Genomic DNA, 14,308 nt, shown 5'->3' with positions numbered 1-14,308 from the left:
GCGCGGGTGCACGACCCGGTGCGATCATCGGGGCGTGACCACTGCCCAGACGTACGCCGACCTCGGCGAGGCCGCCTGGCGGTGGGTGCTCGACCAGGTCCGCTGGGACGACGGCCCCTGGATCCCCGAGTCGGTGCCGCACGAGGGCGGACCGCCGGAGGAGCGCGACGGCATGCACAGCGGCATCGGCGGGCTGGCCCACCTGCTGGCCGAGGTGAGGACTGCCCGGCCCTGGACTGCGGAGGAGTCTGCCCTTGCCGACGGCATAGCCGCGCGGGTCCGAGCGGGGCTCGCGACGACCACGGCCTACTCCTACTTCGACGGTCTGGTCAGCGACCTCGGCGTGCTGTCCGCGTTGGACGCAGTCGGGGCGGCGGAAGCCATCGCCCGGCTCGCCGAGCTTGCCACGGACGACGGGTGGGAACAGCCGTGGATGACGCCACCACGGTTCGCCCCGCACGCCCGGATCAACGACGTCACCCTCGGCACCGCCGGCAACCTGCTCGGCGCGGTCTGGGCCCGACGGCAGGGCACGCCGGGTGCGGAGGACCTGGCCCACCGAGCTGCGGACATCCTGCTGGCGGAGGGCGAGCCGACCGACGCCGGCACCAACTGGTCCTTCCTGCCCCCGCGCCACACCGAGGAGGTGCGGGCCGAGCGTGGCGACATGCAGATGCCCAACTGGTCGCACGGTCTGGCCGGCATCGCTGCGGCCCTGGCGGTGGCGGGGGCCGAGCTCGGCAGGCCTGACCTCGTTGCGGCGGCCCGCAGCGGTGCCGAGCACCTCGTGACGCTGGGTGACAGGCGCGACGGCGGGTTCGTGCTACCGCACGAGATCCCCCGAGACCCGGACCTGGACGAAGTGACCTTCACCTGGTGCCACGGGCCCACCGGCACGTCCCTGCTCTTCACCGCGCTCGAGTACGCAGGCGTTGCGGAGGTGGCGGGGGAGACCCCGGCGCAGTGGCAGCGGCGCTGCCTGCGCAGCATCCGTACGTCCGGGATCCCGGAGCGCTTGCGCCCGGGCTTCTGGGACAACGACGGTCGCTGCTGCGGCACCGCCGGCGTAGGGGACATCTTCCTCGACGCGTGGCAGAGGCGGGGCGTCGAGGACGACCTCGTGTTCGCGCAGGTGCTGGGCGACGCGCTGGTCGAGCGCGCGGTGATCGACGGCGACCGCGCCTGCTGGCGCTTCACCGAGCACCGCAACGCAGAGCCGCTGCTGCCGCCGGGGGTCGGCTGGATGCAGGGCACGGCCGGCATCGCGGCCTGCCTCATGCGGCTGGCGCGGGTGCTGCGCGAAGGACGTACGGCGCCTGCCGAGGCGCGGCTCGACACGTGGTGGAACCTGCCCGAGTCTCAGGGCTCGATGAGCCCCGCCCGGATGGCGTAGCGGGTCAGCTCGACCCGGTCGCGCATCCCCAGCTTGCCGAGGATGTTGGCCCGGTGGCCCTCGACGGTCTTGGGTGCGATGTGCAGGTCGCGGGCGATCTCGCGGGACGACCGGCCCTCGGCGATCAGCTTGATCACCTGGTCCTCACGCGCCGTCAGCACCGAGGCGGGCACCCGCTCTCCACGGCGCAGCCGGTCGAGGTAGTCGCGCACCAGCGTGCTCTCCGCGCCGGGGTAGAGGAACGTCTCGCCGCGCATCGCGGCCCGGCACGCGCCGACGAGGTCCTCGTCGGCGACCGACTTGAGGACGTAGCCGCTGGCGCCGGCCTTGAGCGCGCCGAAGAAGTACTGCTCGTTGTCGTGCATCGACAGCATCAGGATCCGCGGCGGGTTGCGGCGCTGGGCGATCTCGGCAGCCGCCTGCAGTCCCGTCATCCGCGGCATCGCGATGTCGAGCACGACCAGGTCGACCTCGGTGTCCCGGACCCGCTCGACCGCCTCGACGCCGTCGGCCGCCTCCGCGACGACGGAGAGGTCGGACTCCTGCTCGAGGATCAGGCGCACCCCGCGGCGTACGAGCGTGTGGTCGTCGGCGAGCAGGATCCGGATCATGACGCCACCCCCACAGGAACCCGCAGGCGCACCGTCGTGCCGCGCCGCGGCTGACTGATCACCGACAGCTCGGCGCGCACCAGCGCGGCACGCTCGCGCATGCCCATCAACCCGGAGCCCTCGTCGAGTCCCTCGAACCCACGTCCGTCGTCGTTGACCTCCATCACCACCCAGTCCCCGAGCCGGCGCAGCGACAGCTCGACGGCGTGCGCGTCCGCGTGGCGGGCAGCGTTGGTCAGCGCCTCCTGCGCGACCCGGTAGACCACGACCTCGGCCTCCGGGGAGAGCGGCGGCAGGCCGGGCGCGAACGAGCGGCGTACGGCGGCGCCGCTGTGGTCGGCGAAGTCGGTCGCCAGCGCAGCGAGCGCGCTCGTGAGGCCGAGGTCCTCGAGCACCCCGGGGCGCAGCCGGCGCGCCACCCGGCGTACGTCGTCGAGGCCGGCGCGGGCGCTCTCGCGCACGGCAGCCAGCTCCTCGACCAGCTCGGACGGCGCGTGCGACTCGACCTGCTTGAGCCCCAGCAGCACGACGGTCAGGCTCTGGCCGACCTCGTCGTGGAGCTCCTGGGCGATGCGGTGCCGCTCGGCCTCCTGGGCAGCAAGGGCGCGGGCGTCCCCGGTGCGACGTTCCTCGGCCAGCCGGAGCAGGAGGCCGTTGACGCTCTGCGCGATGCCGAGGACCGGTCCCGAGCCCTCCTCGGGCAGCCGGGTGGGCTCGAGACGCTCGATGTCGCCGAGCCGGGCGATGAGCCGCTGCAGCGGGGCCAGCGCCCAGCGGATCAGCAGCGCGTCGGCGACCAGCACCACGGCGAGCCCGATCCCCACCACCAGGACCTCCGACGGCACCGGGTCGGACGACACGCGCGCAGGGGACAGGACCAGCACCAGCGCGCCCACCACGAGCACCGCACCGTTGATCAGACAGATCGTCCAGAACAGCAGGAGGTGGCTGGGCAGGCGCATGCTCCACCCTCCCAGATGGGGTCCGCACCCCATGGGTTCCAGGGCCTCGCACTCGTTGACTCGAACCATGCCGCCCCCGGACGAGAACACCGCCGTCGACCCGACCGGAGCCGCGTGGGTGGTCTGGCTGGTGATCGTCGGTCCCAGCCTGTTGTTCACGACGCTGATGTGCGTGCGCCGGGTGGGTCCCGGCGAGCTCGCGATGGTCGTCCGGCACGGCACGGTCATCCGCTCGCGCCGCCACGGCCTGCTGCTGCGGGTGCCGGTCCTGCAGGACTTCGAGACCGTGCCGGTGGCACCGCGCGTGCTGCCGCTGGTCGTCCGGTCCACCACCGCCGACGGCGTGGACGTGATCGCCCTGGCCCACCTGGAGCTGGAGGTGTGCGAGGCCCGGCCCGGCGACCCGTTCGTCCCGACCGCGGACGTCGTACGCCTCGCGGAGGAGACGGTCGGTGCCGCCGTCCAGCGGCTCGAGGTCCGCTCGCTCGTCGACGACCTGGAGTCACTGGAGGCCGGCTGGCCCGACCTCGTCACGCGGCGCCTGCCGGCGGGCACCCGGGCGACGGCGGTGGCCGTCACCGAGGTGGAGGCGCGGCTCACTCCGGGAGGACCGGCATGAACGCCCACGTCCTCGAGGTCGCCGTCTCGGTCGCCCTCATCAGCAGCGCGATCGGCTTCGCCGTCGGGCTGGCGATCGGCCGCGGGCGCCAGCCGCGCTGGCAGGAGAAGGGCAGCTTCGTGCACAAGGTGTCCATCGGCTTCGCCACCCTCGACCGGCTCGACGCCGTGCTGCTGCGCTTCGAGGTCGAGCCCGCCTCGCGCCTCGCCGGGGTCGAGATCGGGGAGCTGCGCCTGCCCACCGGTTCCGGCGTCGCGATCGTCACCCGCGGCAAGGACGTGCTCGTGCCGGAGTCACGCAGCGTGCTGCGCACCGGCGACCAGGTCCTCGTCGTCGCCGCGCTGGGGCAGGTCAGCGAGGTGGAGGAGCGCCTCCGGTCCGTCAGCCGCTACGGCCGCCTCGCCGGCTGGGCCGAGGACATGGACGAGTCCTCCGGCACCGCCCGCGCGTTCGGCGTACGCCGGAGGGTTGCGTGATCCTCACCTCCGCCGCACTGGCGGTCTTCATCGTCGCCTACGCCCTCATCGCGACCGAGCGCGTGCACCGGGTCGCCGCCGCGCTCGGCGGCGTCGCCGGCATGGTCGTGATCGGTCTCGTCGACGCCGAGACCGCCTTCTTCGAGGAGCACACCGGCGTCGACTGGAACGTGATCTTCCTGCTCTTCGGGATGATGATCATCGTCGGCGTCCTCAAGCAGACCGGACTCTTCGAGTTCCTCGCGCTGTGGGCGGCGAAGAAGTCCGGGGGGCACCCCTACAAGCTGTTGGTGCTGCTCGTCCTCGTCGGCGCCGCGGTGGCGCCGATCCTCGACAACGTCACGTGCGTGCTCCTCGTCGCCCCGGTGACGCTGTCGGTCTGCCGGCGGCTCGAGCTGCCGTCGTCGCCCTACCTGATCTCGCTGATCCTCGCCTCCAACATCGGCGGCATGTCGACCCTCATCGGGGACCCGCCCAACATCATCATCGCGAGCCGCGCCGGGCTGAGCTTCACCGACTTCCTCGTCCACTCGCTGCCCCTGACGATCATCCTGCTCGTCATGTTCATCGTCATGGCGCGATGGTTGTTCCGCAAGGACATGCAGGTCATGGGCAACGTCCACGGCCTCGACGACCTCCGACCCACCGACGCGATCACCAACGTCCGGATGCTGCGCCGCTCGCTCGTCGTGCTCGTCCTGGTGATGGTCGCCTTCAGCCTCCACTCCGTGATGCACCTCGACCCCTCGGTGGTCGCGATGATGGGCGCCGGGGCGATGGTGCTGGTGTCGCGCACCGAGCCCGAGGAGTTCCTCGAGGAGGTCGAGTGGGCCACCCTCGCGTTCTTCATGGCGCTCTTCGTCCTTGTCGGCGCGCTGGTGCAGGTCGGCATCATCGGCGCGATCAGCGAGTGGGCCGCGGCGACCATGGGGGAGCGGCAGCTGCTCGGCGCCACCGCGCTGCTCTTCGGCTCCGGTGTCATCGGTGCCTTCGTCGACAACATCCCCTACACGACCGCCACCGTCCCGGTGGTCGAGGAGATGGTGGCCGGCACCGGTGCCTCCGGCGCCGACAGCCCCCTGTGGTGGGCGTTCGTCTTCGGCGCCGACCTCGGCGGCAACGCGACGGCCGTCGCGGCCGGCGCCAACGTCGTGGTGCTCGGCATCGCGGCCAAGGCGGGGGAGCCGATCAGCTTCTGGGGCTTCACCAGGTACGGCGTCGTGGTGACCGTCGCGACGCTCCTCGTGGCCTGGGTGTACGTCTACCTCAGGTACTTCGCGCTGGCCTGAACGACGCCCACAAGAGTTGCCATCGGTCGGGCGCGTTGTTGGCCGAAAGTGCCGTGGGGTCGGTGTGAGCGCCGACACTAGGGTCGACGCATGAGGGTCCTGCTCGCACTCGGCGGAAACGCGATGACCAACGCCGACGGGCGGGCGCGTCCGGAGGACCAGATCGCCGCCGCCCAGGTGGCGATGGCTGCCGTCGCCGGCCTGCTCGAGCACGACCACGACGTCGTGATCACGCACGGCAACGGTCCTCAGGTCGGCAACCTCCTCGTCAAGAACGAGCTCGCCGCGGGCGTCGTACCTCCCGTCCCCCTGGACTGGTGCGGCGCGCAGACGCAGGCCACGCTCGGCTTCGTGCTGATGGACGCCCTCGACCGGGAGCTCGCCGCCCGCGACCTCGACCGTCGCAGCGCAGCGCTGGTCACCCGCACGCTCGTCGACGCCGACGACGCCGGCTTCACCACCCCCACCAAGCCGATCGGACGGCACCTCCCGGAGGCCGAGGCCCGCCTGCTGATGGGCCACGGCGAGACCTGGCAGGACCGCGGCGAGAAGGGGTGGCGGCGCGTCGTCGCCTCGCCCGAGCCGCTCGAGATCATCGACGCGCCGGCCGTCCTCGCGCTGATCGAGGCGGGCTTCGTCGTGGTCGCCAACGGTGGCGGCGGCATCCCGCACGTACGCCGCCCTGACGGCTCGCTGGCCGGCGTGGAGGCCGTCATCGACAAGGACCTCGGCGCCGGCCTGCTTGCCGAGACCACCGGGGCCGACGTCCTCGTCGTCGCCACCGACGTGCCCCACGCCGTCATCCGCTGGGGCGAGCCGGACGCCGAGCCGCTCGGGCGCCTGACGGTGGCAGAGCTGCGCGGCCACGCCGCCGACGGGCACTTCGCCTCCGGGTCGATGGGCCCGAAGGTGGACGCCGTGTGCCGCTTCGTGGAGGCCACCGGCCGCACCGGCGTCATCACCAGCCTCGACCAGATCACCGCTGCGGTCGCCGGCGAGGTCGGCACCGTCGTCGTACCGACACCCTCCGGTGGTTGAGGTGCGAGCGAAGCGAGCCTCGAAACCCCTCCCGAAAGGAAACTGCTGAACATGCCCAGCGCCATCGAAGTCCGCAAGGTCCCCATCCACTCGGTGTCCGACGCCTCCGAGCTCACACGCCTCATCGACGACGGCGTCATCGCGGCCGACCGCGTCTTCGCGATCATCGGCAAGACCGAGGGCAACGGCGGTGTCAACGACTACACCCGGATCATCGCCGACCGCGCGTTCCGCGAGGCTCTGATCGCCAAGGGTGCCGACCCCGAGCAGGTCAAGGGCGTGCCGATCGTGTGGTCCGGCGGCACCGACGGCGTGATCAGCCCCCACGCCACGATCTTCGCCCACCTTCCTGAGGGCGCCGTCCCCGAGGACGACCCGTCGCGCGAGGAGATGCGGCTGACCGCCGGCTTCGCGATGAGCGAGCCCCTCCTGCCCGAGGAGATCGGCTACGTCGCGATGATCGAGAAGGTCGCCGCGGGCGTGAAGGTCGCCATGGAGCGCGCCGGGATCACCGACCCCGCCGACGTCCACTACGTGCAGACCAAGACCCCGCTGCTGACCATCCACACCATCCGCGACGCCAAGTCGCGCGGCAAGAGCGTGTGGACCGAGCACACCCACGAGTCGATGGACCTCTCCAACGGCGCCACCGGCCTCGGCATCGCCGTCGCGCTCGGTGAGATCGACATGCCCACCGACGCCGACGTGATGCACAACCGCGAGCTCTACTCCTCGGTGGCCTCCTGCTCGTCGGGTGTCGAGCTCGACGTGGCGCAGATCGTCGTGGTCGGCAACGCCACGGGCGTCGGGGGCCGCTACCGCATCGGCCACTCGGTCATGAAGGACGCGCTGGACGCCGACGGCATCTGGGACGCCATCCGCTCGGCCGGTCTCGACCTGCCGGAGCGCCCGCGCACCAGCGACCTCGACGGCAGGCTCGTCAACGTGTTCCTCAAGTGCGAGGCCAGCCAGGACGGCATGGTCCGAGGCCGTCGCAACGCGATGCTCGACGACTCCGACGTGCACTGGCACCGCCAGATCAAGGCGTGCGTCGGCGGCGTCACCGCGGCCGTGACCGGAGACCCCGCGGTCTTCGTGTCGGTCTCGGCGGCCCACCAGGGCCCCGAGGGCGGCGGCCCGGTCGCCGCGATCGTCGACATGTCCTGACAGATCCCGGACGTCATACGGACGGGGCCAGTGGTTGCCCTGTCCGTATGACGTCGCAGCGGTCCGGCCGACACCGAGGGGCGCACGACGCGCGGTGTCGGTGGTTCGTGATGGGGTGTCGTCCGTGAGCACCTCGACCGCACCGACCCCGGCAGCCGTGCGCTACCGGCTGGTGGCCCCCGACCGCGAGGTCGTGGTGCCCGAGCTCGACGAGCACCAGCAGCGCGTCGTCGACCACGAGGGCGGGCCGCTGCTCGTCCTGGCCGGCCCCGGGACGGGCAAGACGACCACGCTCGTCGAGGCCATCGTCGACCGCATCGAGGTCCGTGGCGCCTCGCCCGACGCCGTGCTCGCGCTGACCTTCTCGCGCAAGGCCGCCGAGCAGCTGCGTGACCGGGTCACCGCGCGGGTCGCCCGCACGACGTCGGCCGCCTCCTGCTCGACCTTCCACTCGTTCGCCTACGCGCTGGTCCGCAAGTACGCGCCTGCCGAGCTCTACGAGGGCGCGATCCGGCTGCTGTCGGCACCGGAGGCCGACGTCGTGCTGCGCGAGCTGCTCCGCGACAACCCCGAGTCCGTGGTCTGGCCCGAGCAGCTCCGCCGGGCCGTCGGCACCTTCGGCTTCGTGCGCGAGGTGCAGGCGGTGCTCGCCCGCGCCCGTGAGAAGGGACTGGACCCGGCCGGCCTGCGCAGCCTCGGCGAGCAGCACGACCTCCCGGAGCTGGTGTCGGCCGGCCTCTTCATGGAGCAGTACCTCACGATCCTCGACAACCTCGGTGCCACCGACTACTCCGACCTGATCCGGCGCGCGGTCATCGAGGCCGAGGCCCACCGCGACGAGCTCCGCGCCCGCTGGACCCACGTCTTCGTGGACGAGTACCAGGACACCGACCCCGGTCAGGTCGCCCTCCTGCGCGCGCTCGCCGGTGACGGCCGCAACCTCACTGCGGTGGGTGACCCCCACCAGTCGATCTACGGCTTCCGAGGAGCCGACGTGCGCGGCATCCTCGACTTCCCGGCGAGCTTCCCGACCACCGACGGGCGGCCGGCTCCCACTGTCGTGCTCCGGCGCACCCGACGGTTCGGCCCTCGGATCCTGCTGGCGGCCAACCGGGTCGCGCACCGGTTGACGCTGACCGGCAGCATCGACGCCGACGCCCGGGAGGCGTTCCTCGCACCGGAGGCGGTGCCCGGCCCGCAAGGTGCCGGCCGGGTCGAGGTCGTCACCTACGACACCGAGCGCGCCGAGGCCGAGCGGCTCGCCGACCTGCTGCGCCGCGCGCACCTCGAGGACGGCATCGCGTGGGACCGGATGGCCGTGCTCGTCCGGTCCGGCCGCACCAGCATCCCGCCCCTGCGTCGCGCCCTGGCCGCCTCCGGCGTGCCGGTCGAGGTGGCCTCCGACGACCTGCCGCTGGTGCGCGATCCCGCGGTCCTGCCCCTGCTCGACGGACTGCGGGCCGTGGTCCACCTCGACAACGACGACCCCGACTCGCCCGACTTCCTCGACCCCGGCCGGATCGAGTCGTTGCTGCTCTCGCCGCTGGGCGGCCTCGACGCCTCCGACCTGCGCGCGCTCGTACGCCGCCTCCGCACGCGGGAGAAGGAACAGCCCGACGTGCAGGACCGACGTACGTCCCGCGAGCTGCTCCGCCTCGCCGTGGTCGCCCCCGGTTTCCTCGACGGCCTCGACGGACCCGACGTCGAGCGCGCCGCCGCGCTGGCCGACCTGCTGCGCGAGGGCGTGCACAAGCTCGCCGACCGCGCGGGCGTCGAGGACGTCCTGTGGCACCTGTGGTCGAGCACGACCTGGCCGCAGCGCCTGCGCCGGCAGGTCGACCAGGGCGGCGCCGGCTCGCGGCGCGCGCACCGCGACCTCGACGCGATCGTGGCGCTGTTCGAGCTCGCCTCACGGGCCGTCGACCAGCGCGACCACGTCGGGGTCGGCGCCTTCTTCGCCAGCCTGGTCGCCCAGCAGCTGCCTGCCGACACCCTGGCCGAGCGCGGCGTGCGCGGCTCAGCGGTCCGGTTGCTCACCGCCCACCGGTCCAAGGGCCTCGAGTGGGACCTCGTCGTGGTCGCCCACGTCCAGCAGGAGGGCTGGCCCGACCTGCGTCGCCGTACGACGCTCCTGGGTGCGGACCGCATCGGCGTCGACGTCGCCGGACACCCTGACCTCGTCCCACCCGTCACCACCCGGGCGCTCCTGATGGAGGAGCGCCGCCTGTTCTACGTCGCCTGCACCCGTGCCCGGCGCCGCCTCGTGGTGAGCGCTGTGAAGTCGCCCGACGACGAGGGCGAGCAGCCGTCCCGCTTCCTCGAGGAGCTCGGCGTCACCATCGAGCACCAGGACGGTCGCCCGCCCCGTCCGCTCTCGCTCGGCGGGCTCGTGGCCGAGCTGCGCCGCACCGCGGCCGATCCCGAGGTCTCCCAGCCGCTCCGCGAGGCCGCCGCGCGACGGCTCGCGGCGCTCGCGGCCGAGGAGGTCGACGGTCGGCAGCTCGTTCCCGCAGCCGACCCGGCCACGTGGTGGGGCACCCGCAGCGCCACGCGGTCCGTCCAGCCGATCCGCGACCCGGAGCGACCGGTGCCGATCTCGGCCAGCATGCTCGAGTCGATCCTCGTCTGCCCCGCCCAGTGGTTCTTCGAGCGGGAGGCGGGCGGTGTCTCCGCCGTGCACCAGTCGGCCAACCTCGGTCAGGTCCTCCACGCCCTCGCCGAGCGGGTCGCCCACGGCGAGCTGCCCGCCGAGGTCGATCCGCTGATGGCCGAGGTCGAGGCGATCTGGGACCGCCTGGCCTTCCGCACGCCGTGGTCGCGCCAGCGCGAGCTCGCCCGGATCCGCAAGGCGGTGGGCCGGTTCGTCCGGTGGCACCTCGACAACCCGCGGGAGTTCCTCGGCGCCGAGGAGCGCTTCCAGAGCGTCGTCGAGGTCGACGGCCGTCCCGTGCTCCTGACCGGGTTCGCCGACCGGCTCGAGATCGACGACTCCGGACGCGTGGTCGTCGTCGACTTCAAGAGCGCCCGCACGCCGCCCACTGGCCCGGCCGTTGCAGGCAACCTGCAGCTCGCCCTCTACCAGTACGCCGTCGACGCGGGTGCGCTCGACGAGGCGGCCGGGCGGTCGGTCGCCACGGGCGGCGCCGAGCTGGTGCAGCTCGGCATCGACGACGACTCCGCGACCGCCAAGGTGCAGGGCCAGCCGGCCCATGACGACGCCGGTCCCGAGCGGGCCGTGCTCCGGGCCGGGCTCGCCCGCGCGGCCGAGCTGGTCCGCGCCGAGACGTTCCCGGCAACCGCCGGACCGCACTGCCGCGACTGCCCCTTCGTCGCCATCTGCCCTGCCAAGGGCGCCGGGAGCGTGACCGTCCAGTGAGCGAGCCCGTCCGCGAGCCCCTGCGACTCGACAACCCCGAGGACCTCCGCGCCCTGATGGGGGCGACCTACGCCGCCAGCGACGAGCAGTGGGCCGCCATCACCGCGCCTCTGCGGCCCACGGTCGTCGTGGCCGGCGCAGGCAGTGGCAAGACCACCCTGATGGCCCAGCGGGTCGTGTGGCTGGTGGCGACCGGCAAGGTCCGCCCCGAGGAGGTGCTCGGCCTGACGTTCACCACCAAGGCCGCGGCCGAGCTGCGCCAGCGGGTCACCGCCGCGCTGGGCGCGGCCGGACTCCTCGACCGGTCGGTGGTCGTCGAGGGCGAGGACGTCCTCGAGCCGACGGTGGCGACCTACCACGCCTACGCCGCCGGGCTGCTCACCGATCACGGCCTCCGGATCGGCCACGAGCCCGACACCCGCGTCGTCTCCGACGCCTCCCGCTACCAGCTCGGCGCCCGCGTCATCGAACGCTTCACCGGCCACATCGAGCTCCTGACGGACCACCCCGCGACCGCCATCCAGAACCTCCTCGCCCTCGACGGGACGATGAGCGAGCACCTCGTCGGCCCCGACGACGTACGCCGTGTGGACGCGGAGGCACGCGTCGGGTTCGAGCGGGCCGTCGCCGAGGAGCAGGCCGGCAAGGCCCGCAAGACCTACCTCGAGCCGCCGGCCAAGGCGATCCACGCGATCGACCGCCGGGCCGAGCTGCTCCAGCTGGTCTCCGGCTACCGCACGCTCAAGGCCGACCTCGGGCTGATGGACTTCGGCGACCAGATCGCGCTGGCCGCCCGGCTGGTCGACGACCAGGCCGAGGTGGGGGAGATCGAGCGGGCCCGCTTCAAGGTGGTGCTGCTCGACGAGTACCAGGACACCTCGGTCGCCCAGGCCACCATGCTGTCGCGGCTCTTCTCCGGACCCGACCCCGACCACGGCCTGGGCCACCCGGTGATGGCGGTCGGTGATCCCAACCAGGCGATCTACGGCTGGCGCGGCGCCTCGGTGTCCAACATCCTCAACTTCGCCGACACGTTCCCGGCGGCCGACGGCGAGCCCGGACGGCTGCCGCTCACCGTCAACCGGCGCTCCGACCGGCGCATCCTCGACGTCGCCAACCGGCTGGCCGAGCCCCTGCTGGCGGCCTACGGCGACAAGGTGGCCCGGCTGCGCGCCGCCGACATCGCGGGCGACGGGCGCGTCGAGACCCACGTCTTCGAGCGCGCGGTCGACGAGCTGGCGTGGCTGGCCGCCGAGGTCCAGCAGGTGCACGACGCAGGCGCCGCGTGGTCCGACGTCGGCGTGCTGAGTCGCGACAACGCCCAGGCGGCGGAGGTCTACGACGCCCTCACCACGGCCGGGATCCCCGTCGAGATCGTCGGGCTCTCGGGCCTGATCCGGCTGCCCGAGGTGGCGGAGGTCGTGGCGACGCTGACGCTGCTGCACGACGTCACGGCCAATGCCTCGATGCTCACCCTGCTCACCGGTCCGCGCTGGGCCATCGGGCCCCGCGACCTCCGCCTGCTGGCGTTGCGGGCCGCAGAGATCGCTGGCGTGCGCGGACGCAAGGAGGCCGCCACGGTGGCCGACCAGCTCCTGCAGATCGCCGATGGGATCGACTCGTCCGAGCTGCCGGCGCTGAGCGATGCCGTGGAGTCGCCGGGCGAGGCGTCGTACTCGCCCGAGGCACTCGACCGCTGCGCGCTGCTGGCCACCGAGCTGCGCCGCCTGCGCAGCCACGTCGGCGACCCGCTGCTCGACGTGGTGCGGCGGATCATCGACACCACGGGCGTCGACGTCGAGCTCGCCTCGGCGACGTCGCCCGCGGCGGCCGCCCGCCGCGACAACCTCGACCTCTTCGTCAAGGCGGTGGCGGAGTTCCAGTCCGTCGACGGCGACGTGACGCTGCCGGCGCTGTTGGCCTACCTCACCGCCGAGGACGACCAGGGCAACGGCCTCGACGTGGCGACCCCGACCGCCGCCGACTCGGTCAAGCTGCTCACGGTCCACCGCGCCAAGGGCCTCGAGTGGCCCTCGGTCTTCTGCGTCGGTGTGGGGGAGACCCGTTTCCCGAGCAACCGCTCGCGCACCCTCTGGACGTCGTCGCCGGCGGTGCTGCCCGCACCGCTGCGCGGTGACCGCGCCGACCAGCCGCAGCTCGTGGGTCACGACAAGGCGGCGCTCGACGCCTACCGTGCCGCCACCCGCGCCCACGACGCCGAGGAGGAGCTGAGGCTGGGCTACGTCGCCTTCACCCGGGCCGCGCACCACCTCGCGGTGACGTCCTACGTCTGGGGCCAGCGGACCAGCGCCTTCGGTCCCTCGGACTACCAGCGCGTGGTGCGCGACCAGCTCGAGGAGTGGGGCGACCCGGTGGAGCGCTGGATGGAGAAGCCGCTGGGCAAGGCGCCCAACCCCAACGACGACGTCGACCCGTCACGCCCGTGGCCGGTCCCCGGTCCCGGGGAGGAGGCCCGCCGTCGGCTCGCTGCTGCCGAGCTCGTCCGCAGCGTGGACCGCACGGCCCCCGACGAGGGCCTCGACATGATCGAGACCGCGCGCGTCGCGGACTGGGACGAGGACCTAGTCCAGCTGCTCATCGAGGCGCGGGCCCAACGCGCCACCTCGGTGGACCTGCCGCTGCCCGACAGCCTGTCGGCCACCTCGGTGGCGCGGCTCAGGGACGATCCCGATGCGTTCGCCCGCGAGCTCGCCCGTCCGATGCCGCGTCCGCCCGCGCCCGCAGCCCGCTTCGGCACCGCCTTCCATGCCTGGGTCGAGGACCGGTTCGGCCAGCAGGCCCTGATCGAGCCCGACGAGCTGCCGGGTCGCGCGGACGCCGGCATCGACGACGAGGCCGACCTCGGCGACGTGGTCAAGCGCTTCGAGGACGGTCCGTTCGGCGACCGCGCCCCGCACGCGGTCGAGGCGCCGTTCGCGCTCGTCCTCGCCGGCCAGGTCGTGCGCGGTCGGATCGACGCGGTCTACGCCGAGCCGCAGGGCGGCTACCTCGTCGTCGACTGGAAGACCAGCCGGCACGAGACGGCCGACCCGCTCCAGCTCGCCCTCTACCGCCTGGCGTGGGCCGAGCTCACCGGGACGCCGCTGGAGCAGGTGCGAGCCGCGTTCCACTACGTCCGGAGCGGCCGTACGGTCGAGCCCGCCGACCTGCCGGACCGTGCCGCGCTGGAGCAGCTGCTCGAGCTCTGACCGGGTGGTCGCCGGCCGAGGTGGCGGCACATTGCGACGTGCGCGCCGCGGATCTGCGATCTGCCGCCATCCTGTGCGGGCGGGTGGGCGAGGTGGCGGCACATCGTGCAGCTGGCTCGCTCGGATCTGCGATCTGCCGCCACCGCGCCCGGGCTGCTGACGAAGGTG

Annotated in this window: 10 protein-coding genes; 8 read left to right on the top strand and 2 right to left on the bottom strand. The window is 73.1% G+C overall.

Annotation, left to right across the window (positions count from 1 at the left end; all coding sequences use genetic code 11):
• The first annotated feature begins 34 nt into the window (after positions 1-34).
• A complete protein-coding gene (locus tag BM127_RS09610) occupies positions 35-1,393 on the top strand; it encodes a lanthionine synthetase LanC family protein (protein WP_198554414.1) in 1,359 nt (452 codons plus the stop codon).
• On the opposite strand, the gene BM127_RS09605 is transcribed toward BM127_RS09610, so the two are convergent.
• Together BM127_RS09605 and BM127_RS09600 are read right to left on the bottom strand one after the other, a co-directional pair.
• A complete protein-coding gene (locus tag BM127_RS09605) occupies positions 1,360-2,004 on the bottom strand; it encodes a response regulator (protein WP_091197832.1) in 645 nt (214 codons plus the stop codon). The two genes, BM127_RS09610 and BM127_RS09605, sit on opposite strands and share 34 nt — an antisense overlap.
• Positions 2,001-2,966, bottom strand: a complete 966-nt coding sequence (locus BM127_RS09600; RefSeq protein ID WP_091197829.1) for a sensor histidine kinase — start codon at positions 2,964-2,966, stop codon at positions 2,001-2,003. Before BM127_RS09600 ends, BM127_RS09605 begins: the two co-directional genes overlap by 4 nt.
• A 67-nt stretch (positions 2,967-3,033) precedes the next feature.
• On the opposite strand from BM127_RS09600, the gene BM127_RS22250 reads away from it, so the two are divergent.
• From BM127_RS22250 to BM127_RS09570, 7 genes are all read left to right on the top strand, one after another.
• A complete protein-coding gene (locus BM127_RS22250; RefSeq protein WP_157829613.1) occupies positions 3,034-3,585 on the top strand; it encodes an SPFH domain-containing protein in 552 nt (183 codons plus the stop codon).
• Positions 3,582-4,061 carry a TrkA C-terminal domain-containing protein gene (locus BM127_RS22245; RefSeq protein WP_157829614.1) on the top strand — a complete coding sequence of 160 codons (480 nt, stop codon included), beginning with the start codon at positions 3,582-3,584 and terminating at the stop codon, positions 4,059-4,061. Before BM127_RS22250 ends, BM127_RS22245 begins: the two co-directional genes overlap by 4 nt.
• Entirely contained in the window at positions 4,058-5,350 is a 1,293-nt protein-coding gene (locus BM127_RS09590) for an ArsB/NhaD family transporter (RefSeq protein WP_308249289.1), read from the top strand. The genes BM127_RS22245 and BM127_RS09590 overlap by 4 nt, the downstream gene beginning before the upstream one ends.
• A gap of 90 nt (positions 5,351-5,440) precedes the next feature.
• Positions 5,441-6,388, top strand: a complete 948-nt coding sequence (locus BM127_RS09585; RefSeq protein WP_091197825.1) for a carbamate kinase — start codon at positions 5,441-5,443, stop codon at positions 6,386-6,388.
• A gap of 51 nt (positions 6,389-6,439) precedes the next feature.
• Positions 6,440-7,555 (top strand): barbiturase, encoded by a 1,116-nt coding sequence (bar, locus tag BM127_RS09580; protein ID WP_091197822.1) that lies wholly within the window; start codon positions 6,440-6,442, stop codon positions 7,553-7,555.
• 124 nt (positions 7,556-7,679) lie between these two features.
• Positions 7,680-10,931 carry an ATP-dependent helicase gene (locus BM127_RS09575; protein ID WP_231263356.1) on the top strand — a complete coding sequence of 1,084 codons (3,252 nt, stop codon included), beginning with the start codon at positions 7,680-7,682 and terminating at the stop codon, positions 10,929-10,931.
• On the top strand, positions 10,928-14,140 hold the full coding sequence (locus BM127_RS09570; protein WP_231263355.1) for an ATP-dependent DNA helicase: 3,213 nt from the start codon (positions 10,928-10,930) through the stop codon (positions 14,138-14,140). Before BM127_RS09575 ends, BM127_RS09570 begins: the two co-directional genes overlap by 4 nt.
• Positions 14,141-14,308 lie beyond the last annotated feature (168 nt).

The organism is Nocardioides alpinus (assembly GCF_900112035.1).
GTDB classification, from domain to species: domain Bacteria; phylum Actinomycetota; class Actinomycetes; order Propionibacteriales; family Nocardioidaceae; genus Nocardioides; species Nocardioides alpinus.
This window is presented reverse-complemented; position numbering and strand designations above follow the sequence as displayed.